This is a genomic window from Escherichia sp. WS2035, from assembly GCF_046487065.1.
GTDB lineage: Bacteria > Pseudomonadota > Gammaproteobacteria > Enterobacterales > Enterobacteriaceae > Escherichia > Escherichia coli.
In genome coordinates this window covers 42490-65841 of record NZ_JBJQKD010000002.1, presented here as the reverse complement: position 1 = coordinate 65841, position 23352 = coordinate 42490, and the positions used below count along the sequence as shown (strand labels likewise).

The window sequence follows — 23352 nt, the reverse complement described above, 5'->3', positions numbered from 1 at the left end:
TCTCAGTCAGAGACTGAGCGTTAATCGAAATTCGGTTACCAGCGCTCTTTCAGCAGGTTCGGCTGAATCCCATTAATCAAATGGGTATTGCTGAACGGCTGTTTGATTCCCGCCTCAAATTCTTCGCGGAAATATTTGATGGCGCTCTGTAACGGCTCCACTGCACCAGGTGCGTGGGCACAGAAAGTTTTACCCGGACCTAAGAATCGACACAGTTGCTCAAGTGTTTCGATATCGCCCGGCTGACCTTCACCACGCTCCAGCGCACGCAGAATTTTCACGCTCCACGGCAGACCGTCGCGGCATGGCGTACACCAGCCGCAGGACTCACGGGCGAAAAACTCTTCCAGGTTACGCACCAGCGACACCATGTTAATCTCGTGGTCAACCGCCATCGCCAGCGCCGTACCCAGACGGCTTCCCGCTTTACCGATACTTTCGAATTCCATCGGCAGGTCAAGGTGCGCTTCGGTCAGGAAGTCGGTGCCCGCGCCGCCTGGCTGCCAGGCTTTGAATTTCAGGCCGTCACGCATACCACCAGCGTAATCTTCAAGGATTTCACGCGCGGTGGTGCCGAACGGCAGTTCCCACAGACCCGGATTTTTCACCCGACCGGAGAAGCCCATCAGCTTGGTGCCAGCATCTTTACTTTTCGAGATGTTCTGATACCACTCCACGCCGTTAGCGAGGATCGCCGGAACGTTACACAGGGTTTCGACGTTGTTAACGCAGGTTGGTTTACCCCATGCACCGGAGGTTGCCGGGAAGGGCGGCTTCGAGCGTGGGTTAGCGCGACGCCCTTCCAGGGAGTTGATTAACGCTGTTTCTTCACCGCAGATGTAGCGCCCTGCCCCGGTATGGACGAACAGTTCGAAATCGAAACCTGTTCCCATAATGTTTTTGCCAAGCAGACCCGCTTCGGTGGCTTCGGCAATGGCACGGCGCAGATTCACTGCCGCTTCAATATATTCGCCACGCAAGAAGATGTAGCCACGATACGCTTTCAGCGCAAACGCAGAAATGAGCATACCTTCCACCAGCAGGTGCGGTAGTTGCTCCATCAGCAGACGGTCTTTATAGGTGCCCGGCTCCATTTCATCGGCATTACACAGCAGGTAACGGATGTTCATGGATTCGTCTTTCGGCATCAGGCTCCACTTCAGGCCAGTAGAAAAGCCCGCGCCGCCGCGCCCTTTCAGACCAGAGTCTTTTACCTGATTAACGATTTCGTCCGGAGACAGCCCGGTCAGCGCCTTACGCGCGCCTTCGTAACCGTTTTTGCTGCGATATTCGTCCAGCCACACTGGCTGTTTGTCATCGCGCAGACGCCAGGTCAGCGGATGCGTTTCGGGAGTACGGATAATGTTTTTCATTTATACCGCTCCAGCAGTTCAGGGATCGCTTCCGGGGTCAGATGCGCGTGAGTGTCCTCATCGATCATCATGTTTGGCCCTTTATCACAGTTCCCCAGGCAGCAAGTTGGCAGCAGCGTAAAGCGACCGTCAAATGTCGTTTGCCCTGGTTTGATGTTCAGTTTTTTCTCCAGCGCCGCCTGAATACCCTGGTAACCGTTGATATGACAGACCACGCTGTCGCAATAACGGATCACATGGCGGCCTACTGGCTGACGGAAGATCTGGCTATAAAACGTTGCCACGCCTTCGACGTCGCTCGCCGGAATACCCAGCACATCGGCGATCGCGTGGATCGCGCCATCCGGCACCCAGCCACGCTGCTTCTGAACGATTTTCAGCGCTTCAATGGACGCCGCACGCGGGTCTTCGTAGTGGTGCATCTCGTGCTCAATCGCTTCACGCTCTGCCGCACTCAGCTCAAAAGCCTCGGTTTGTGGTTGTTGATTCTCGTGCATAATTAGCGGTCCACATCTGACATAACAAAATCGATACTGCCCAGATAAACAATCAGGTCAGACACCAGGCTGCCGCGGATCGCCGCCGGAATTTGCTGCAAATGCGCATAACTCGGCGTACGGATACGGGTGCGATAACTCATGGTGCTGCCGTCGCTGGTCAGGTAGTAACTGTTGATCCCCTTGGTCGCCTCAACCATCTGGAAGGATTCATTGGCAGGCATCACCGGACCCCACGACACTTGCAGGAAGTGGGTGATCAGGGTTTCGATATGTTGCAGCGTGCGCTCTTTCGGCGGCGGCGTGGTCAGCGGATGATCCGCCTTGAACGGGCCTTCCGGCATGTTGTTGAGGCACTGCTCAAGAATGCGCAGACTCTGGCGCAGCTCTTCCACTTTCAGCATTACGCGGGTGTAGCAGTCAGAAACACCACCACCCACCGGGATTTCAAAGTCGAAGTTTTCATAGCCAGAATAAGGACGCGCCTTACGCACGTCGAAGTCGATCCCGGTAGCACGCAGGCCCGCGCCAGTGGTGCCCCACTCCAGCGCCTCTTTCGCGCCATAGGCGGCAACGCCCTGGGAACGACCTTTCAGAATGGTGTTTTGCAGCGCCGCTTTCTCGTAAGACGCCAGACGTTTAGGCATCCAGTCGAGGAACTCACGCAGCAGGCGATCCCAGCCGCGCGGCAGGTCGTGCGCTACGCCGCCAATACGGAACCACGCCGGGTGCATACGAAAACCAGTGATTGCTTCCACCAGATCGTAAATTTTCTGACGATCGGTAAAGGCGAAGAACACTGGCGTCATCGCGCCGACGTCCTGAATAAAGGTGGAGATATACAGCAGGTGACTGTTGATGCGGAACAGTTCGGAGAGCATTACGCGAATGACGTTAACGCGATCCGGCACGGTGATCCCAGCCAGTTTCTCTACCGCCAGCACATAAGGCATTTCGTTAACGCAGCCGCCGAGGTATTCGATACGGTCGGTATACGGAATGTAGCTGTGCCAGGACTGGCGTTCGCCCATTTTCTCAGCGCCACGGTGGTGGTAACCGATGTCTGGTACGCAGTCGACAATCTCTTCGCCATCAAGCTGCAAAACGATACGGAAAGCACCGTGCGCAGACGGGTGGTTCGGACCGAGGTTGAGGAACATGAAGTCCTCGTTTTCGGTGCCGCGCTTCATCCCCCACTCTTCCGGTTTGAAGGTCAGGGCTTCCATCTCCAGATCCTGTTTGGCTTTGGTCAGCTCAAACGGCGAGAATTCGGTAGCGCGCGCCGGGTAATCTTTACGCAGCGGGTGACCTTTCCAGGTTTGCGGCATCATGATGCGGCGCAGGTTCGGGTGACCGTCGAATGTAATGCCAAATAGATCCCAGGTTTCACGCTCATACCAGTTAGCGTTCGGGAATAGTTTGGTAAAGGTCGGTACGTGCAGGTCGTTTTCTGCCAGCGCCACCTTCAGCATGATGTCGCGGTTACGATCGATAGAAATCAGATGGTAGAAAACGGAAAAATCCGCGGCAGGTAACCCTTCGCGGTGTGTGCGCAGACGTTCGTCCATGCCGTGTAAGTCAAACAGCATGACGTAAGGTTTCGGCAGTTTCTTTAAGAAATCGCCCACTTCCAGTAATTGTTCACGCTTGATCCACACAACGGGAACCCCGGTGCGAGTCGCCTGAACAGTAAAGGCATCCGGCCCAAAACGGTTGCGCAGTTCGCCAATCACCGGATCATCAAGATGATCGCGGGTCTGCCAGGCGGGTTCTTGCGCGGTTAAGTCGGTCATATTGTTCACCATTGCAAATGGTCCGTGGTGACTGTCGGCGCAGTAAGCTTCGCGAAATAGATTTAGGAATAAGCGAAGAAAATTCCCTTTGCCGACAGGCGCAAATTAAATCTCGTCAGGTGTACGCAGGTTGGTTACGGCAATGCGTTCACCGCGCTTGCGTTCGCGCTCTGATTGCATATTGGCGCGATAAACGCCCTGATCGCCAACCACCCAGGAGAGCGGACGACGTTCTTTACCGATAGATTCCTGCAACAGCATCAGTGCCTGCATGTACGCTTCAGGACGCGGCGGACAGCCCGGGATATACACATCAACCGGGATGAATTTATCAACGCCCTGCACAACGGAATAAATATCGTACATACCGCCGGAGTTGGCACAGGCACCCATTGAGATAACCCATTTTGGTTCCAGCATCTGGTCATACAAACGCTGAATAACCGGTGCCATTTTGGTAAAGCAGGTTCCTGCAACCACCATCAGGTCAGCCTGACGCGGCGAAGCACGCAATACTTCAGCGCCAAAACGCGCCACGTCATGCACCGCGGTAAACGAAGTCACCATCTCAACGTAACAGCAGGAAAGGCCGAAGTTATACGGCCAAATTGAGTTTTTACGACCCCAGTTAACCATGTCATTGAGCTTGCCCATAAACACGTTTTTGTTAACTTCTTGCTCCAGAGGGTCGGTTACGATCTCCTGCTTTTGCAGGGGGTAACGGTCGTTCTCACCGTTGGGATCTATGCGGGTGAGCGTATAATCCATCTTAATGCCTCGCGGTTAGCGTTGACGATTAGCGATACTGTCCGTTTCCGGGTTCATACGCTCGCGGCGTGAACGCGCGGGCGTCCAGTCCAGCGCGCCAATACGCACCAGATAAACCAGACCTGCCAGTAACACAAAAATAAAAATTGCAGCTTCCACAAAGCCTACCCAGCCGCTTTCGCGGATAGAGGTTGACCATGCGAACAGATACAGCGCTTCAACGTCGAAGATAACGAAGAACATGGCCACCAGATAAAACTTGGCGGACAGGCGTAAGCGGGCGGAGCCGACCGAGTCGATACCGGATTCAAACGGAACGTTTTTTGACCTCGCGCGTGCGCGACCGCCTAAAAACCAACCGCCTACCAGCATCAGGCAACACAGGCCAATGGCAACGATAAGAAAGATAGCGAATGCCCAGTGATGAGCGATGACTTCAGTGGATGTTGACATACTCATTGCTTACTCATCAAAAGTAGCGCCAGATTCACTGCTCTTCACGGCAGATGGACGCCACATCGATTCATGGGGAGGAATAAAAAAAACCTTACAATAACTGCAGAAACTATTTTATACAGCTAATTGATGTGGTCTTTTACTCCTTTCTATAACCTTTTGTCAACTTTAACAAAGGTTTCTTCACACTGATTTACACAATGACAACAACATTTGCATTTGGCGCCCTTTCTCCCCAGATCATTGACGACTCCAGGAAAATTAGATGTTGTTGAATCGTGTCCGTTGTGAAGCAATGGAAAAAATACGGGTCTATTTTGACAGGAATTTGTGTCGATTCCTCCCCCCAAAAGAGAGTATTTTCTTGATCTGTGACACGCTTTTGTCATTCTATAACAAAAACGCAGCAACAAATTCACGTATTTTTTAACATTATTGTAGCAGGAGATTTTTTTCAGGTGATTATTTGTGCGTACGGGGCGTGAATCTCTGGTGATTGAAAAATGAACAGTTTTATACGTTCTGCACGATACGAGGAAGGCTTTTTACTAAAAAAAAGCCGCTGGGGTTTAAAATAAACCCAGCGGTTCGTTTTTACACTATTGTCTCAGGAATTATCTATCGTCCGTCGATTACTCGATATCCCTTTCAATCAACAATGAGTCATCTCCTTCCGGAGCAGACATTGGGCTGTATTGCCACGGATTATGGTAGCTCTCCATCGTCTGATAGATCACCTGGGCCAGCTCATTATTACTGGACGGGTCATAGCACAGCAAATATTCGGTATCAGGTAGCGGCGGTAAGCCATCTACTCCACTCAGCACACGCAGGTCCGGACTCATCATCTCGACCGGCCTTGCCGTCACGCCAAGACCGGCTTTCACTGCCGCACGAACGGCCGGAAGCGTCGAGGCGACATAAGCCAGTCGCCAGGGAATATCTGCTTTATTAAGCGTCGCCAGCACCATATCGCGAAACGGACTTGGATCATCCAGCAACACAAGAGGGATCGGCTCACCTTTTTGCAATACGTATTCCGCTGCGCAGTACCAGTGTGTTGGCGAGGTACGCAGGTTCAATGCCTTAAAGGTAGAAGGACGATGGGTGGTTACCATCAAATCCACTTCCTGGGATTCCAGCATTTCTGCCATGTAGGCATTACGTTTAACGCGGACATCCAGCGCTAGTTTCGGATAAACCGAACTCACGCGATTTAACAGGAAAGGTAAGATCGTATCGGCAGATTCATCTGAAGCACCGATAGTTAACACGCCCTGAAGATTACTGAACATTAATGATGAGCAGGCCTCATCATTAAAACGCAGGATTTTCCTGGCGTAACCAAGAAGTTGAATGCCATGTTCAGTTAACAGTTTGTTGCGACCGTGACGAGCGAACAGTTCTTTCCCAACGAGTTGTTCCAGACGCTGCATTTGCTGACTTACGGCGGACTGAGTACGACACACAGCGGCAGCTGCGGCAGCAAAAGTGTTCAGATCGGCAACAGCAACAAATGTTCTCAGCAGATCGAGGTCGAGGTTAATTATCGGACGATTTGCACTTATCATATATTATCACTTACTGGCGGCTCATACTGAGCTGGTTAATGCTGTGCACACACAAACAAGCAATTCCATTTGTAATGTGCCTCCCTGGCAGTTTCATCCGGAACCCGGACGAAAGTAAAAATGCATATGAGTTGCACTAAAAAAGCGACTCACATTGTTCCGTTATAATGCCTGAAGTAGATCACAGAATATATCTTCAGGGATCGCATATCTATTAAGTTACTCACTCTTTTCTATTTATGACATGCGCGTGTTTGTATAAATGTAAATGTGAGTCCTTGTTCCACTCTCGTACAGCATCGCTGGTCATACGCGAACACGTACAAACAGCAATGGTGAGGCGGCATCAAGAGCAGGGATCCGTCATTTATGCAAGCATTTTACCCCAAAAACCTTTTATTTATAAGGGTCATTGCGAATTATCTGATGCAAAGTTATGTTATGTTAGGCAAAGTAATCTTCTATTATTAATAAGCACAACAAAACCTTTTTGAATATTAAATAATAATTAATTAGCTTCATCCCCATTCATTAATTCCGCTTAACAATAGTTTCACACCTTGCCCCCATTGTGACACCTCGGAAATCATCACGCTGTTAAACTCTCCGTAATGCGGAAATATCATCATCGCGATTCAGTAGTGAATTCTTAAACGAGGCATTTTCACACAATTATCTTACAGATAAAAAAACCACACTTACAATTAAGAATCAGAACAATTCACTACATAACATTACTTATTAAGCATATGCACCTCATTATTTTGCCATTATTAAGTTATTAACAGCACAATCGAGCCTTCCCCTCTGGCAAAATCTTATTCTGCAGACCTTCAAAACACCGTCCTGGGGGAGTACATTGTTCTAAGCTGACTTCCACGGCAGGGAGTGGCGATAACAGCAAAAAAGGTCAAGATTCATGTCCCCCATTGAAAAATCCAGCAAATTAGAGAATGTCTGTTATGACATCCGTGGTCCGGTGCTGAAAGAAGCAAAACGCCTGGAAGAAGAAGGTAACAAGGTTCTGAAACTGAACATCGGCAACCCTGCCCCGTTCGGTTTTGACGCGCCAGATGAAATTCTCGTTGACGTGATACGCAACCTGCCTACCGCTCAAGGGTATTGCGATTCCAAAGGTCTTTACTCCGCGCGTAAAGCCATCATGCAGCACTACCAGGCTCGTGGCATGCGTGATGTTACCGTGGAAGATATTTACATCGGCAATGGTGTATCGGAGCTTATCGTTCAGGCAATGCAAGCATTGCTGAACAGCGGGGACGAAATGTTGGTTCCTGCACCTGATTACCCACTATGGACCGCGGCGGTTTCACTCTCCAGCGGTAAAGCGGTGCATTATCTTTGCGATGAATCCTCTGACTGGTTCCCGGACCTCGATGATATTCGCGCTAAAATTACGCCTCGTACGCGTGGGATCGTTATTATCAACCCAAATAACCCAACCGGCGCGGTATATTCCAAAGAGCTTTTAATGGAGATTGTGGAGATTGCACGTCAGCATAATCTCATTATCTTTGCCGATGAAATTTATGACAAAATTCTCTACGACGACGCTGAGCATCACTCCATTGCGCCGCTTGCACCTGACCTGCTGACCATTACCTTTAACGGACTGTCGAAAACGTACCGCGTTGCAGGCTTCCGTCAGGGGTGGATGGTGTTGAACGGGCCGAAAAAACACGCTAAAGGTTACATCGAAGGTCTGGAAATGCTGGCTTCAATGCGCCTGTGTGCTAACGTTCCTGCGCAACACGCCATTCAGACCGCACTGGGTGGTTATCAGAGCATCAGTGAATTTATTACCCCTGGCGGTCGTCTTTATGAGCAGCGTAACCGCGCGTGGGAATTGATCAACGATATTCCGGGCGTTTCCTGCGTGAAACCTCGTGGTGCGCTGTATATGTTCCCGAAAATCGACGCCAAACGCTTTAACATTCACGACGATCAGAAAATGGTGCTGGATTTCCTGTTGCAGGAAAAAGTCCTGTTGGTGCAAGGGACGGCATTCAACTGGCCGTGGCCGGATCACTTCCGCATTGTCACGCTACCGCGTGTCGATGATATCGAGCTGTCTTTGAGTAAGTTCGCGCGTTTCCTTTCTGGTTATCATCAGCTGTAATCTTAATTTCACTGCCGGAGATTGCATCCGGCAGTGTTATCCCGCCACAATGACCTGATGATGTCATCATACGTAAGGTCACTATGAAACAGAGCCATTTTTTTGCCCATCTCTCCCGCCTGAAACTCATTAACCGCTGGCCGCTAATGCGCAACGTGCGGACGGAAAATGTGTCCGAACACAGTTTGCAGGTAGCGATGGTCGCCCATGCGCTGGCAGCTATCAAAAATCGTAAATTTGGCGGTAATGTCAACGCCGAACGTATCGCTTTACTGGCGATGTACCACGATGCTTCAGAAGTGCTCACCGGAGATCTCCCTACTCCGGTGAAATACTTCAATTCGCAAATCGCTCAGGAATACAAGGCTATTGAAAAAATCGCTCAGCAAAAACTGGTCGATATGGTTCCGGAAGAGCTACAGGATATCTTTGCGCCGTTAATTGACGAGCATGCATATAGCGATGAAGAAAAATCGCTGGTGAAACAGGCAGATGCACTGTGTGCATATCTGAAATGTCTGGAAGAACTCGCGGCCGGAAATAATGAATTCTTGCTGGCAAAAACGCGACTGGAAGCGACGCTTGAAGCGCGTCGCAGCCAGGAGATGGACTACTTCATGGAAGTATTTGTTCCCAGCTTCCATCTTTCGCTCGATGAGATTAGCCAGGATTCACCGCTGTAAGCAGCTGGAGTCTGCGTCGCATCAGGCAATAAGCGCCGGATGCGACATCAGGCTCTTGTCAAAACGGAAACAGCATCGGGATCATCACCACACAAACCGCCATCACGATAATGGTGAACGGTACCCCCAACTTAACAAAGTCACTGAAGCTGTAATTCCCCGGACCTAAAACCAGTGTGTTAACAGGTGAAGATATCGGTGTCATAAAGGCGGCGGATGCTGCCATCGCCACGACCATCGCAAATGGATAAGGCGACACCCCCATCGTTTTGGCAGCAGCCAGCGCAATCGGAGCCATCAACACCGCCGTCGCAGTATTAGAAATAAATAGCCCAATAACCGCCGACAAGACAAACAAACAACCCAGCATCATATGTGGCCCATAACCGCCGCCAATGTCCATCAGCCCTTTCACCGCCAGCGCGACACCTCCCGTTTTCTGTAATGCCACAGCAAACGGCATCATCCCAACGATCAAAATAATGCTCGGCCAGTGAATGGATTTATAGGCACTTTCGGCATCGATACAGCGGAATTTCCCCATCAGCAGGCAGGCGATGATAGCGGCAACAGGATTAGGAATTTCATCGGTCAGCATTAACGCCACCATTAGCACCAGACAGAAAATGGCATGGGGTGCCTGGCTGTGCGCGGGCGATGCTTCACTCACCTCTTCCGGTAAGTTCAGCGCCACGAAGTCGCGGCCCTGTTTGGCCAGCATACCGATCAGTTTCCAGTTACCAACAACCAGAATGATATCGCCCAGCAGCAGAGGCTCATCCGCCAGCGAACCTTCCAGCGCCACACCATTGCGCTTTAGCCCCACCACATTCAATCCGTAGCGGGTACGAAAACCAATTTCGCGCACCGATTTACCAATAAGTTCTGACTCAGGAATTAATGAAATCTCTGCCATGCCCACATCAAGGGCCTGGTCAGAAAAATACTCGCCGCGCAGTACCATCGGCTCCAGCAATTGCTCACTACAAAATTGCCGGAGATCGACATCAGCCGCAGACATATCAATAAGCAAAACGTCACGCGCGCGAAATTCAGAAACCCCATTAACGTTCACGATAACGCGACGAAAACGCCGCCAGCGTTCAACACCGATGACGTTAGCACCATAACGTTCACGTAATTTGAGATCGTCCAGTCGTTGACCAATCATTGGCGATCCGGGGCGAATAGCCAGACGTCGCGCACGCCCGGTCAGTCGATATTCACGGATAAGATCGCGAAAGGTTCGGCGCGTCCAGCCTTCGCGTTGTGGGGTCTGGGTATCCCCTTTCAGCATGAAACGCATCACTAACATATACAAAATACCCAGCACCAGCACGACCAGGCCAATAGGTGTTACGCTAAAGAAACTGAAGCCGTGATAGCCTTCACGCAGTAATTCACTGTTGACTACCAGGTTCGGCGGCGTCGCCACCAGCGTCATCATGCCGCTTATCAGCCCGGCAAAACTTAACGGCATCATCAGACGCGACGGCGACGTTTGCATACGCATGGCAACGCTTAACACCACGGGGATAAAGATAGCGACAACGCCGGTTGAACTCATAAACGCGCCAAGTCCCGCGACGGTCAGCATCAACAAAACCAACATTTTGATTTCACTGTTGCCCGCCACTTTGACCAGCCATGTCCCCATTACAGTGGCAACACCGGTACGGACCAAACCATCGCCAATAATGAACAAGGCGGCAATCAGGACAACGTTAGGATCGGAAAAGCCGGAAAATACTTCGGGGACCGTCAGCGTTCCGCTTAATGCAAACGCGACAATAACAAACAAAGCGACCGCATCCATACGCACTCTGCCCGTCGCAAACAAGACGATGGCAACGGCCAGTAATGAAAGAACCCAAATCAATTCACCGTTCACAACTTATCCTTGTTAATTGAGGGGGATAACTTGATTCTGCCATAAAAAAGCCCCGACGAGACGGGGCTAAATCATGATCAGGTGTTTCACTGAATAATAACATCGCCATTTGGCTGTTTGGTCACAGTAATTTGCTCCAGACTGTGGAGGACTAAATCGACTTCATTCAGGCGCGGGGTATCTGCCGGGGCATTAACCGCAATAACATGGCAACCCGCCGCCAGACCTGAAAGCACGCCAGCGGGAGCATCTTCCACCACAACACACTCCTGCGGCGCAAGCCCCAGCAGCTGCGCGCCTAACAGATACGCATCAGGTTCTGGTTTTCCGCGCTTCACCCGCTCAGCGGTTACAAACACCTCTGGCGCGGGAAGCCCCGCTATTTTATGACGCGCTCGCGCTACCGGCATGGAGCCAGAAGTCACAATAGCCCACGGAATACCTGCTTTATTCAAATGATTGAGTAAGGCGATTGCCCCCGGAAGCGCGGTAATACCTTCGGTTTCCGTGGCCTCGATGTGTTCCAGACGCGTAAACTCGGCGGCAATGTCTGCCTCGGATTTGCCCGCCATAAAATGGCGCAGAGAGGTGATCGCCTGTTTACCGTGAATGAAAGCCAGCACCTCTTCCGGCGATAACCCATGACGTCTGGCCCAGTTGCTCCACGCCCGTTCTACCGCAGGCAGGGAATCCACCAGCGTTCCATCAAGATCAAACAGAAAACCTTTGCACCGCACGCGGGCCTCCTCAGGCGTTAATAATTTGATTAATTTCGTTGGCGCTCAAATGGTACTGACGCGGGCAGGCATGCCACACATTAAGCATGCGCTGATATTTTTCCCACATTGGCGTCTGGGCGTTAAAACCGTGAGTTCCAGCGTCAAAATGGGTATAGCGCCCTTCCACATTAACCATAAAGCGGACATAACCGAGGTAACGTGCTTCAGTGGCGGCGTCAAAGCCGAGGAAGGTGACACGACGTTCATCGATGGATTGCTGGTCCTGCAAATTAGACCAGGAAACATGCAACGCATGATACATCTCCATAATGTCGATGATAGTGCGGCAGGTTTCTTCTTTCAGCTCGCCAAACTCGCGATCCAGTTCACGCATCTGTAATCCATAACCACGCTCAATGATTGTTTGCAGGCGACGGTAACGTTCAGCATTTGCCGGATCGAGCATAGTCATCATCTTGTACTGGTTAGACAAAATAAGACGTTGCGCGTTGGTCATTTCCATTATTGACTCCTGTATCACTCTACTACGGTGAAAAAAAAGAAGGCTGAGTATGCCTTCTTTTATATGCGTAATCAGGGGTCAATTACAAATCATCAAGGAAAGTTTTATCCAGTTGTTTGAAGGCACGCTTAAGCGTGTCAGCTAATGCCTGGTAATCAGGCTTGCCTTCAACGGGTGCCAACACCTGTCCAGACTCCTGCAATTTACCGCGAACTTCATAAAACCAGTTGAGGATTGCAGGAGGTAATGGCGTTACAGAACGCTTGCCCAGCCACCACAATCCCTGCATGGGTAAACTTAAGGCGAACAGCGCAGTGGCAACTGCCGGCCCAAGCTGACCGCCCAGGGCAATCTGCCAGCAGAGAGTAAATACGGCGATCGGCGGCATAAAACGGATCGCATAACGCGTCATCTTGATAACGCGATTTTCGACAAAGACTGGGGCAAGGCGTTTTTCCAGCGGCCACGTCTTTGAGTAATGCTGTCCCCGGCGAAACAAGCTAAAAAAATTAACAGAACGATTATCCGGCGTTGACATGCTTCACCTCAACTTCACATATAAAGATTCAAAAATTTGTGCAAATTCACAACTCAGCGGGACAACGTTCAAAACATTTTGTCTTCCATACCCACTATCAGGTATCCTTTAGCAGCCTGAAGGCCTAAGTAGTACATATTCATTGAGTCGTCAAATTCATATACATTATGCCATTGGCTGAAAATTACGCAAAATGGCATAGACTCAAGATATTTCTTCCATCATGCAAAAAAAATTTGCAGTGCATGATGTTAATCATAAATGTCGGTGTCATCATGCGCTACGCTCTATGGCTCCCTGACGTTTTTTTAGCCACGTATCAATTATAGGTACTTCCATGTCGAGTAAGTTAGTACTGGTTCTGAACTGCGGTAGTTCTTCACTGAAATTTGCCATCATCGATGCAGTAAATGGTGAAGAGTACCTTTCTGGTTTAGCCGAATGTTTCCACCTGCCCGAAGCACGTATCAAATGGAAAATGGACGGCAATAAACAGGAAGCGGCTTTAGGTGCAGGCGCCGCTCACAGCGAAGCGCTCAACTTTATCGTTAATACTATTCTGGCACAAAAACCAGAACTGTCTGCGCAGCTGACTGCTATCGGTCACCGTATCGTACACGGCGGCGAAAAGTATACCAGCTCCGTAGTGATTGATGAGTCTGTTATTCAGGGTATCAAAGATGCAGCTTCTTTTGCACCGCTGCACAACCCGGCTCACCTGATCGGTATCGAAGAAGCTCTGAAATCTTTCCCACAGCTGAAAGACAAAAACGTTGCTGTATTTGACACCGCATTCCACCAGACTATGCCGGAAGAGTCTTATCTCTACGCCCTGCCGTACAACCTGTACAAAGAGCACGGCATCCGTCGTTACGGCGCGCACGGCACCAGCCACTTCTATGTAACCCAGGAAGCGGCAAAAATGCTGAACAAACCGGTAGAAGAACTGAACATCATCACCTGCCACCTGGGCAACGGTGGTTCCGTTTCTGCTATCCGCAACGGTAAATGCGTTGACACCTCTATGGGCCTGACCCCGCTGGAAGGTCTGGTCATGGGTACCCGTTCTGGTGATATCGATCCGGCGATCATCTTCCACCTGCACGACACCCTGGGCATGAGCGTTGACGCAATCAACAAACTGCTGACCAAAGAGTCTGGCCTGCTGGGTCTGACCGAAGTGACCAGCGACTGCCGCTATGTTGAAGACAACTACGCGACGAAAGAAGACGCGAAGCGCGCAATGGACGTTTACTGCCACCGCCTGGCCAAATACATCGGTGCCTACACTGCGCTGATGGATGGTCGTCTGGACGCTGTTGTATTCACCGGTGGTATCGGTGAAAATGCCGCGATGGTTCGTGAACTGTCTCTGGGCAAACTGGGCGTGCTGGGCTTTGAAGTTGATCATGAACGCAACCTGGCTGCACGTTTCGGCAAATCTGGTTTCATCAACAAAGAAGGTACCCGTCCTGCGGTGGTTATCCCAACCAACGAAGAACTGGTTATCGCGCAAGACGCGAGCCGCCTGACTGCCTGATTTCACACCGCCAGCTCAGCTGGCGGTGCTGTTTTGTAACCCGCCAAATCGGCGGTAACGAAAGAGGATAAACCGTGTCCCGTATTATTATGCTGATCCCTACCGGAACCAGCGTCGGTCTGACCAGCGTCAGCCTTGGCGTGATCCGTGCAATGGAACGCAAAGGCGTTCGTCTGAGCGTTTTCAAACCTATCGCTCAGCCGCGTACCGGTGGCGATGCGCCCGATCAGACTACGACTATCGTGCGTGCGAACTCTTCCACCACGACGGCCGCTGAACCGCTGAAAATGAGCTACGTTGAAGGTCTGCTTTCCAGCAATCAGAAAGATGTGCTGATGGAAGAGATCATCGCGAACTACCACGCTAACACCAAAGACGCTGAAGTCGTTCTGGTGGAAGGTCTGGTCCCGACACGTAAGCACCAGTTTGCCCAGTCTCTGAACTACGAAATCGCCAAAACGCTGAACGCAGAAATCGTCTTCGTTATGTCTCAGGGCACTGATACTCCGGAACAGTTGAAAGAGCGTATCGAACTGACTCGCAACAGCTTCGGCGGTGCAAAAAACACCAATATTACCGGCGTTATCGTTAACAAACTGAACGCTCCGGTTGATGAGCAGGGTCGTACCCGTCCGGATCTGTCCGAGATTTTTGACGACTCCACCAAAGCAAAAGTGAACAACGTTGATCCGGCGAAGCTGCAAGAATCCAGCCCGCTGCCGGTTCTCGGCGCTGTGCCGTGGAGCTTTGACCTGATCGCGACTCGTGCGATCGATATGGCTCGCCACCTGAATGCGACCATCATCAACGAAGGCGACATCAATACTCGCCGCGTTAAATCCGTCACTTTCTGCGCACGCAGCATTCCGCACATGCTGGAGCACTTCCGTGCCGGTTCTCTGCTGGTGACTTCCGCAGACCGCCCTGACGTGCTGGTTGCCGCTTGCCTGGCTGCCATGAACGGCGTAGAAATCGGTGCCCTGCTGCTGACTGGCGGCTACGAAATGGACGCGCGCATTTCTAAACTGTGCGAACGTGCTTTCGCTACCGGCCTGCCGGTATTTATGGTGAACACCAACACCTGGCAGACTTCTCTGAGCCTGCAGAGCTTCAACCTGGAAGTTCCGGTTGACGATCACGAGCGTATCGAGAAAGTTCAGGAATACGTTGCTAACTACATCAACGCTGACTGGATCGATTCTCTGACTGCCACTTCTGAGCGCAGCCGTCGTCTGTCTCCGCCAGCGTTCCGTTATCAGCTGACTGAACTTGCGCGCAAAGCGGGCAAACGTATCGTTCTGCCGGAAGGTGACGAACCGCGTACCGTTAAAGCAGCCGCTATCTGTGCTGAACGTGGTATCGCAACTTGCGTACTGCTGGGTAATCCGGCAGAGATCAACCGTGTTGCAGCCTCTCAGGGTGTAGAACTGGGTGCAGGCATTGAAATCGTTGATCCAGAAGTGGTTCGCGAAAACTATGTTGGTCGTCTGGTCGAACTGCGTAAGAACAAAGGCATGACCGAAACCGTTGCCCGCGAACAGCTGGAAGACAACGTGGTTCTCGGTACGCTGATGCTGGAACAAGATGAAGTTGATGGTCTGGTTTCCGGTGCTGTTCACACCACCGCAAACACCATCCGTCCGCCGCTGCAACTGATCAAAACTGCACCGGGCAGCTCCCTGGTATCTTCCGTGTTCTTCATGCTGTTGCCGGAACAGGTTTACGTTTACGGTGACTGTGCGATCAACCCGGATCCGACCGCAGAACAGCTGGCAGAAATCGCGATTCAGTCCGCTGATTCCGCTGCGGCCTTCGGTATCGAACCGCGCGTTGCTATGCTCTCCTACTCCACCGGTACTTCTGGTGCTGGTAGCGACGTAGAAAAAGTTCGCGAAGCAACTCGTCTGGCGCAGGAAAAACGTCCTGATCTGATGATCGACGGTCCGCTGCAGTACGACGCTGCGGTAATGGCTGACGTTGCGAAATCCAAAGCACCGAACTCTCCGGTTGCAGGTCGCGCTACCGTGTTCATCTTCCCGGATCTGAACACCGGTAACACCACCTACAAAGCGGTACAGCGTTCTGCTGACCTGATCTCTATCGGACCGATGCTGCAGGGCATGCGCAAGCCGGTTAACGACCTGTCCCGTGGCGCACTGGTTGATGATATCGTCTACACCATCGCGCTGACTGCAATTCAGTCTGCACAGCAGCAGTAATCTCGTCATCATCCGCAGCTTTGCGCTGCGGATATCTGAACCGGAAATAGTCACTATTTCCGGTTTTTTATTCTCTTAATTTGCATTAATCCTTTCTGATTATCTTGCTTAACTGCGCTGCATCAATGAATTGCGCCATCTCACTTTGCATACTTACCACTTTGTTTTGTGCAAGGGAATATTTGCGCTATGTCCGCAATCACTGAATCTAAACCAACAAGAAGATGGGCAATGCCCGATACGTTGGTGATTATCTTTTTTGTTGCCATTTTAACCAGCCTTGCCACCTGGGTAGTTCCGGTGGGCATGTTTGACAGTCAGGAAGTGCAGTATCAGGTTGATGGTCAAACAAAAACACGCAAAGTCGTAGATCCACACTCATTTCGCATTCTGACTAACGAAGCAGGCGAACCTGAGTATCACCGCGTACAGCTGTTCACGACGGGCGATGAACGCCCGGGTCTGATGAACTTCCCGTTTGAAGGGTTAACCTCAGGATCGAAATACGGGACAGCCGTTGGCATCATCATGTTTATGCTGGTGATTGGCGGCGCGTTTGGCATTGTGATGCGTACAGGAACCATTGATAACGGTATCCTGGCGCTTATTCGCCATACCCGCGGAAATGAAATTCTCTTTATTCCTGCGCTGTTTATTCTGTTTTCACTTGGCGGCGCAATATTTGGTATGGGAGAAGAGGCCGTCGCCTTTGCCATTATCATCGCACCGCTAATGGTCCGGCTGGGCTATGACAGTATTACCACCGTCCTTGTGACCTATATTGCCACGCAAATCGGTTTTGCCAGTTCGTGGATGAACCCGTTTTGTGTGGTTGTTGCTCAGGGTATTGCCGGCGTTCCGGTGCTTTCTGGCTCCGGGTTGCGCATCGTGGTGTGGGTTATCGCCACTCTGATTGGCCTGATCTTTACCATGGTGTACGCCTCACGAGTGAAAAAGAATCCTCTTCTGTCACGCGTGCATGAGTCCGACCGCTTCTTTCGTGAAAAGCAGGCTGATGTTGAACAACGTCCGTTTACCTTTGGTGACTGGCTGGTATTGATTGTCCTGACCGCCGTAATGGTCTGGGTTATTTGGGGCGTGATCGTTAATGCCTGGTTTATTCCTGAAATTGCCAGCCAGTTCTTCACCATGGGTCTGGTGATTGGCATCATCGGCGTTGTTTTCCGCCTTAACGGCATGACGGTTAATACCATGGCTTCATCCTTTACCGAAGGGGCGCGAATGATGATCGCCCCTGCCCTGCTGGTGGGTTTCGCCAAAGGGATTTTGCTGCTGGTCGGTAATGGTGAAGCGGGTGATGCCAGCGTGTTAAATACCATCCTCAACAGCATTGCCAATGCCATTAGCGGTCTGGATAACGCAGTCGCGGCCTGGTTTATGTTGCTCTTCCAGGCGGTATTTAATTTCTTCGTGACGTCCGGTTCTGGTCAGGCGGCGTTAACCATGCCGTTACTGGCACCGCTTGGCGATCTGGTCGGTGTTAACCGTCAGGTTACCGTGCTGGCGTTCCAGTTTGGTGATGGCTTCAGCCACATCATTTACCCAACCTCAGCTTCGTTAATGGCGACGCTCGGTGTTTGCCGGGTGGACTTCCGTAACTGGCTGAAGGTGGGTGCGACCCTGCTTGGACTGCTGTTTATTATGTCCAGCGTCGTGGTGATCGGCGCTCAGTTGATGGGCTACCACTAAAAATGTTAAGAGCCGCGATTGCGGCTCTTTTTTCATTCTGCCGTTTCAGTCTCGACGGCTTCATTTTTGGCATTGCGCTTCATCCACAACGCCAGCGCTTTCAGCGAGTCTGGAGTGAACTCATCGCAGCGTGCGGTGATTTCTTCCGGCGTCAGCCAGCAAACTTCACTGACTTCATCTTCCTGTAGAGCGAAGGGACCGTGAGAGACGCAGCTGAACAACGCGCCCCAGACACGGCAATTTTTATCTTCGAAATAGAACTGCCCGTGCTCGGCAAAGGGGACACCGGCAATGCCCAACTCTTCTTCCGCTTCGCGACGCGCGGATTCCAGCAGCTGCTCATCGGCCTGGACTACACCGCCTGCGGTCGCATCTAACATGCCGGGTAAAAAGTCTTTTGTCTCGGTACGACGCTGGACCAGAATTTTGCCCATGCCATCATGCACGACGATATAAGTTGCACGATGACGCAGACACTGTGCCCGCATTTGTTCCCGGCTGGCTTGTGCAATGACTTCGTTCTCTTCATTGACAATATCCACCCATTCAGTACTTGCCAAACGACGCTGTTCCATTATCAGGAAACCTTCTTTTTCTGGCGCTCTTACGGCGCATTTTGAGTTGTGGGTAAATTACGGATTAATCGCGACCTGCGCAATGATACTTTGATCATTGAGTGCGATTACACTAAGTACGTCATTATCCAGCATGCCATAACTCGCCGGATTACCGCCTTTCGGAATACTCACCGAGCCGGGGTTGAAGTGGAAAATCTCCCCCCGCTGTTCTGCCACTGGCAGATGGGTATGACCGTACACCAGCACATCGTTCTGGTTTAAAGCAGGTAGATTTTCCGGGCCAAAAAGATGACCATGCGTCAAAAACAGACGTTGTTTTTCCAGTAATACCTGTTGCCACGGCGCGGTTATCGGGAAATGCAGCAGCATTTGATCCACTTCGCTGTCGCAGTTGCCGCGCACAGCGATAACCTTATGTGCCACTTCATTAAGCCGTTCAGCGACTTTGGCTGGCGCGTAACCCTCCGGTAAAGCATTACGCGGGCCATGATTCAACACGTCGCCAAGGATCACCAGCCACTGGGCACCGCTTTGGGCAAACAACTCCAGAACACGTTCCGTCGCCGGTAACGACCCATGAATGTCCGATGCAAACATCAGTTTCATCACTCACTCCTCGTCGAAAAAACGTAAGCTATGATACTGGATTCTGTCGTTGCTATCAGCCAGATTGCTTCGCCGAAAGTGCAATAAAACGCTGGACAGACGCTCGCTGCCACTGGAATGTCGCATAATCCACCAGGCGTTCCGGCACCTCATCGCCATGTAGTACCAGGCGGTTAATCATTAGCGCCAGATCAGTATCAGCAATGCACCATTCACCAAATAAATTCGGCTGACCCAGTGCTAACAAATGCTCTGCCATCGCGAACAGTTTCTCTGCACTGGCTTTTCCCTCGGCCGTTAGTGGCGCTTTTTTCGCCCCCGCAAAGACAACATCCGTCGGGCGTTCTTCGCGGATGGGCATCAGATCGCTGCGCAGCCAGGCCTGAATCTGTCGTGCACGCGCACGATTTTCTAAATCAAGCGGATAAATACGTTCCCAGGTCGGTGGCGCAAATCGATCTTCCAGATACTCCGCAATGGCAGAAGATTCACTCAACTCAAAATCATCGATTTGTAATAACGGCACACGGCGTGTCTGACCGTAACCTTGCCACGTCGGCTGCAAATGTTCACCGCTGTCGAGGTCGATGGTCTTGATATGAAACGACAGGCCTTTCTCCTGCAACGCCACCCAGGCGGATAACACATAAGGGGAGAAAAAATGGGCATCTGACCAAAGCGTAATAGCGGGTTTACTCATTATGTCCTCGGCAATAAAGGGGGCTTGCTATCAAACTATAGAGCCTTTTTGTCACTGTCACGTGACGAATACTCACGCAAGTCGCCGCGCTTTCTATACTTGTGGTGTTCAGATGATTAGACAACCGGAGCTGCAATGATCGATCTCTATTTCGCCCCGACACCCAATGGTCACAAAATTACGCTGTTTCTCGAAGAAGCAGGGCTGGATTATCGCTTGATAAAGGTAGACCTGGGGAAAGGAGGTCAGTTTCGCCCGGAATTTTTGCGCATTTCGCCTAACAACAAAATTCCGGCAATTGTTGATCATTCTCCAGCCGATGGCGGCGAACCGCTAAGCCTCTTTGAGTCTGGTGCCATTTTGTTGTATCTGGCTGAGAAAACGGGACTCTTTTTGAATCATGAAACGCGTGAACGCGCCGTCACATTACAGTGGTTATTCTGGCAGGTAGGCGGACTGGGGCCGATGCTTGGGCAAAATCATCATTTTAATCACGCAGCCCCCCAAACCATTCCTTACGCTATTGAACGTTATCAGGTTGAAACTCAGCGTCTGTACCATGTACTGAACAAGCGGCTGGAAAATTCGCCCTGGCTGGGAGGCGAGAACTACAGCATTGCGGATATTGCCTGCTGGCCGTGGGTTAATGCCTGGACTCGCCAGCGAATTGACCTCGCAATGTATCCGGCAGTCAAGAACTGGCATGAGCGGATCCGTTCGCGCCCTGCCACCGGGCAGGCACTGCTAAAAGCACAACACGGTGATGAGCGTTCGGATAGTTAACAGAAACAGGTTCTCGTGTATTATTTCATTCTAAGTAAAACAACGGAGAACCTGCAATGGCACAACCTGCCGCTATTATTCGTATAAAGAACCTTCGTTTACGTACGTTTATCGGAATTAAGGAAGAAGAAATTAACAACCGTCAGGATATTGTTATCAATGTGACGATCCACTACCCCGCCGATAAAGCGCGCACTAGCGAAGATATCAACGATGCGCTGAATTATCGCACCGTAACGAAAAACATTATTCAGCATGTAGAGAATAACCGTTTCTCTTTGCTGGAAAAATTAACTCAGGATGTGCTCGATATCGCACGCGAACATCACTGGGTGACGTATGCTGAAGTGGAGATCGATAAACTGCACGCGCTGCGCTACACCGATTCGGTATCCATGACCTTAAGCTGGCAGCGTTAACCACCATATCGGGAGGCTGCATGAACATAGTGATCACCGGAGGGACGGGATTAATTGGTCGCCATTTGATTCCACGTTTGCTGGACCTGGGCCATCAAATCACGGTAGTGACGCGTAACCCGCAGAAAGCCAGTTCCGTTCTCGGCCCCCGAGTGACACTATGGCAAGGGCTTGCCGAACAAAGCAACCTCAACGGCGTTGATGCGGTAATCAACCTGGCCGGAGAACCGATTGCTGATAAACGCTGGACTCACGAGCGAAAAGAGCGTCTCTGCCAAAGCCGCTGGAATACCACGCAAAAACTGGTCGATTTGATTAATGCCAGCGACACGCCACCGTCGGTACTCATTTCCGGCTCGGCAACGGGCTATTATGGCGACTTAGGTGAAGTGGTGGTTACCGAAGAGGAACCGCCGCATAACGAATTTACCCATAAACTCTGCGCCCGCTGGGAAGAGATTGCCTGTCGGGCGCAAAGTGACAAAACGCGAGTGTGCCTGCTGCGTACCGGCGTAGTGCTGGCACCAGACGGTGGTATCCTCGGTAAAATGCTGCCGCCATTTCGTTTTGGCCTGGGCGGGCCGATTGGCTCCGGTCGGCAGTATCTGGCCTGGATTCATATTGATGATATGGTCAACGGCATTCTCTGGCTGCTGGATAACGAGCTGCGCGGGCCATTTAATATGGTTTCGCCCTACCCGGTACGCAATGAACAATTTGCCCATGCGCTCGGTCATGCGCTGCATCGCCCGACCATTTTGCGCGTCCCCGCGACCGCCATTCGACTGTTAATGGGCGAATCTTCAGTACTGGTATTAGGTGGACAACGCGCGCTGCCAAAAAAGCTGGAAGAAGCGGGTTTTGCGTTTCGCTGGTACGATTTAGAAGAGGCGCTGGCGGATGTCGTTCGCTGATGTGGTTTACTGCAAACATCCGCCAGCGGAAACGCTGATGAATAAATATAGATAATTCAGAACTATTTTTAGCGGACTGCAACTTTTACATTTCAGCGGAAGCGGACTCGCAAATTCCCCATGAAATACTCCGGCAGCGTTAACCACCGGAGAGGAAATTATTTCAGCGAACCTTTAAGGAACTGTTGCAGACGAGGGCTTTGCGGGTTACCGAATAACTGCTCCGGCGCCCCTTCTTCTTCTATTTTCCCCTGATGGAGGAAAATGACGTGAGTAGAAACATGACGAGCAAAGCCCATTTCGTGAGTCACTACCACCATGGTTTTCCCCTCTTCTGCCAGTTGCTGCATAATACGCAACACTTCGCCTACCAGTTCAGGATCGAGCGCTGAAGTAGGTTCATCAAACAGTAAAACTTCCGGTTCCATCGCTAGCGCCCGCGCGATAGAAACACGCTGTTGCTGACCACCGGACAGGTGCACCGGGTATTTCCCCTGCGCACGTTCGTCTATCCCGACTTTTGCCAGATACTTCACCGCCCGCTCGCGCGCTTCCTGCTTGCTCAGGCCCAACACCTGAATCGGCGCTTCCATGACGTTTTCCAGCACCGTCATATGGCTCCAGAGATTGAAGTGCTGAAATACCATCGTCAGGCGTGTGCGCAATAAGCGCAGCTGATTTTTATCGGCGACTTTGAGTTGACCATCTTTATCGCGCACCAGATTGATCGTCTGGCCATTGACCACGATCGATCCATCGCTCGGTTTTTCGAGGAAGTTAATGCAGCGCAGAAAGGTACTTTTCCCCGATCCCGACGATCCGATGATGCTTATGACATCTCCGGCATTCGCTTGCAATGAGACCCCTTTCAGCACTTCGTGTTCGCCGTAGCGTTTGTGCAAATCGATAACGTTTAATTTATTCTCGGACATCG

22 protein-coding genes are annotated in these 23352 nt (G+C 51.1%); 8 read left to right on the top strand and 14 right to left on the bottom strand.

Going from position 1 to position 23352, the window contains the following annotated elements; genetic code table 11:
* Positions 1 to 35 precede the first annotated feature (35 nt).
* From nuoF to lrhA, 6 genes are all read right to left on the bottom strand, one after another.
* Positions 36 to 1373, bottom strand: a complete 1338-nt coding sequence (nuoF, locus tag ACJHX4_RS05125) for an NADH-quinone oxidoreductase subunit NuoF (RefSeq protein ID WP_000789507.1) — start codon at positions 1371 to 1373, stop codon at positions 36 to 38.
* Positions 1370 to 1870: an NADH-quinone oxidoreductase subunit NuoE gene (gene nuoE / locus ACJHX4_RS05120; protein WP_000545042.1), complete on the bottom strand. Its 501-nt coding sequence runs from the start codon at positions 1868 to 1870 to the stop codon at positions 1370 to 1372. Before nuoE ends, nuoF begins: the two co-directional genes overlap by 4 nt.
* Positions 1871 to 1872: 2 nt before the next feature.
* Entirely contained in the window at positions 1873 to 3675 is a 1803-nt protein-coding gene (gene nuoC, locus ACJHX4_RS05115) for an NADH-quinone oxidoreductase subunit C/D (RefSeq protein ID WP_000247881.1), read from the bottom strand.
* Positions 3676 to 3768: 93 nt separating this feature from the next.
* On the bottom strand, positions 3769 to 4431 hold the full coding sequence (nuoB, locus tag ACJHX4_RS05110) for an NADH-quinone oxidoreductase subunit NuoB (RefSeq protein WP_000386733.1): 663 nt from the start codon (positions 4429 to 4431) through the stop codon (positions 3769 to 3771).
* A 15-nt stretch (positions 4432 to 4446) separates the two neighbouring features.
* Positions 4447 to 4890: an NADH-quinone oxidoreductase subunit NuoA gene (gene nuoA / locus ACJHX4_RS05105; RefSeq protein ID WP_000062996.1), complete on the bottom strand. Its 444-nt coding sequence runs from the start codon at positions 4888 to 4890 to the stop codon at positions 4447 to 4449.
* A gap of 629 nt (positions 4891 to 5519) precedes the next feature.
* Positions 5520 to 6458 carry a transcriptional regulator LrhA gene (gene lrhA, locus ACJHX4_RS05100; protein WP_000622291.1) on the bottom strand — a complete coding sequence of 313 codons (939 nt, stop codon included), beginning with the start codon at positions 6456 to 6458 and terminating at the stop codon, positions 5520 to 5522.
* A gap of 919 nt (positions 6459 to 7377) precedes the next feature.
* Here lrhA and alaA point away from each other — a divergent pair.
* Together alaA and yfbR are read left to right on the top strand one after the other, a co-directional pair.
* Positions 7378 to 8595, top strand: a complete 1218-nt coding sequence (gene alaA / locus ACJHX4_RS05095) for an alanine transaminase AlaA (protein ID WP_000074527.1) — start codon at positions 7378 to 7380, stop codon at positions 8593 to 8595.
* An 83-nt stretch (positions 8596 to 8678) separates the two neighbouring features.
* Complete coding sequence (gene yfbR, locus ACJHX4_RS05090; protein ID WP_000813854.1) at positions 8679 to 9278, top strand: 5'-deoxynucleotidase; 600 nt, start codon at positions 8679 to 8681, stop codon at positions 9276 to 9278.
* A 58-nt stretch (positions 9279 to 9336) separates the two neighbouring features.
* On the opposite strand, the gene ACJHX4_RS05085 is transcribed toward yfbR, so the two are convergent.
* The 4 genes from ACJHX4_RS05085 to yfbV form a co-directional block, all read right to left on the bottom strand.
* Positions 9337 to 11169 (bottom strand): SLC13 family permease, encoded by a 1833-nt coding sequence (locus tag ACJHX4_RS05085; RefSeq protein WP_001012895.1) that lies wholly within the window; start codon positions 11167 to 11169, stop codon positions 9337 to 9339.
* 86 nt (positions 11170 to 11255) lie between these two features.
* On the bottom strand, positions 11256 to 11906 hold the full coding sequence (hxpA, locus tag ACJHX4_RS05080; RefSeq protein WP_001203415.1) for a hexitol phosphatase HxpA: 651 nt from the start codon (positions 11904 to 11906) through the stop codon (positions 11256 to 11258).
* Between the two features lie 10 nt (positions 11907 to 11916).
* Positions 11917 to 12411 (bottom strand): YfbU family protein, encoded by a 495-nt coding sequence (locus tag ACJHX4_RS05075; protein ID WP_000426124.1) that lies wholly within the window; start codon positions 12409 to 12411, stop codon positions 11917 to 11919.
* Between the two features lie 82 nt (positions 12412 to 12493).
* Entirely contained in the window at positions 12494 to 12949 is a 456-nt protein-coding gene (gene yfbV / locus ACJHX4_RS05070; RefSeq protein ID WP_000106627.1) for a terminus macrodomain insulation protein YfbV, read from the bottom strand.
* Between the two features lie 337 nt (positions 12950 to 13286).
* On the opposite strand from yfbV, the gene ackA reads away from it, so the two are divergent.
* The 3 genes from ackA (at position 13287) to yfcC (ending at position 18418) form a co-directional block, all read left to right on the top strand.
* The gene (gene ackA / locus ACJHX4_RS05065; protein WP_000095707.1) at positions 13287 to 14489 is read left to right on the top strand and encodes an acetate kinase; all 1203 of its coding nucleotides are present in this window, start codon (positions 13287 to 13289) and stop codon (positions 14487 to 14489) included.
* A 74-nt stretch (positions 14490 to 14563) separates the two neighbouring features.
* Positions 14564 to 16708: a phosphate acetyltransferase gene (gene pta, locus ACJHX4_RS05060; protein WP_000086709.1), complete on the top strand. Its 2145-nt coding sequence runs from the start codon at positions 14564 to 14566 to the stop codon at positions 16706 to 16708.
* Positions 16709 to 16897: 189 nt separating this feature from the next.
* A complete protein-coding gene (gene yfcC / locus ACJHX4_RS05055; RefSeq protein WP_001274489.1) occupies positions 16898 to 18418 on the top strand; it encodes a putative basic amino acid antiporter YfcC in 1521 nt (506 codons plus the stop codon).
* A gap of 32 nt (positions 18419 to 18450) precedes the next feature.
* Here yfcC and yfcD read toward each other — a convergent pair whose 3' ends face one another.
* Genes yfcD through yfcF form a run of 3 tightly spaced genes read right to left on the bottom strand, consistent with a single transcriptional unit; the run spans position 18451 to position 20302 of the window.
* Positions 18451 to 18993, bottom strand: a complete 543-nt coding sequence (gene yfcD / locus ACJHX4_RS05050) for an NUDIX hydrolase YfcD (protein WP_000437935.1) — start codon at positions 18991 to 18993, stop codon at positions 18451 to 18453.
* 57 nt (positions 18994 to 19050) lie between these two features.
* Positions 19051 to 19602: a phosphodiesterase gene (gene yfcE, locus ACJHX4_RS05045; protein ID WP_000772452.1), complete on the bottom strand. Its 552-nt coding sequence runs from the start codon at positions 19600 to 19602 to the stop codon at positions 19051 to 19053.
* A 55-nt stretch (positions 19603 to 19657) separates the two neighbouring features.
* Complete coding sequence (gene yfcF / locus ACJHX4_RS05040; protein WP_000042440.1) at positions 19658 to 20302, bottom strand: glutathione transferase; 645 nt, start codon at positions 20300 to 20302, stop codon at positions 19658 to 19660.
* 135 nt (positions 20303 to 20437) lie between these two features.
* Between yfcF and yfcG the strand changes: the two genes are divergently transcribed.
* Genes yfcG through ACJHX4_RS05025 form a run of 3 tightly spaced genes read left to right on the top strand, consistent with a single transcriptional unit; the run spans position 20438 to position 22418 of the window.
* Positions 20438 to 21085 (top strand): GSH-dependent disulfide bond oxidoreductase, encoded by a 648-nt coding sequence (gene yfcG, locus ACJHX4_RS05035; RefSeq protein ID WP_000566494.1) that lies wholly within the window; start codon positions 20438 to 20440, stop codon positions 21083 to 21085.
* 56 nt (positions 21086 to 21141) lie between these two features.
* Entirely contained in the window at positions 21142 to 21504 is a 363-nt protein-coding gene (gene folX / locus ACJHX4_RS05030; protein WP_000068458.1) for a dihydroneopterin triphosphate 2'-epimerase, read from the top strand.
* 20 nt (positions 21505 to 21524) lie between these two features.
* Positions 21525 to 22418: a TIGR01777 family oxidoreductase gene (locus ACJHX4_RS05025; RefSeq protein WP_001028309.1), complete on the top strand. Its 894-nt coding sequence runs from the start codon at positions 21525 to 21527 to the stop codon at positions 22416 to 22418.
* Positions 22419 to 22576: 158 nt separating this feature from the next.
* Here ACJHX4_RS05025 and hisP read toward each other — a convergent pair whose 3' ends face one another.
* Positions 22577 to 23350, bottom strand: coding sequence for a histidine ABC transporter ATP-binding protein HisP (gene hisP / locus ACJHX4_RS05020; RefSeq protein ID WP_001293592.1), 774 nt, complete (start codon positions 23348 to 23350; stop codon positions 22577 to 22579).
* Between the last annotated feature and the right edge of the window lie 2 nt (positions 23351 to 23352).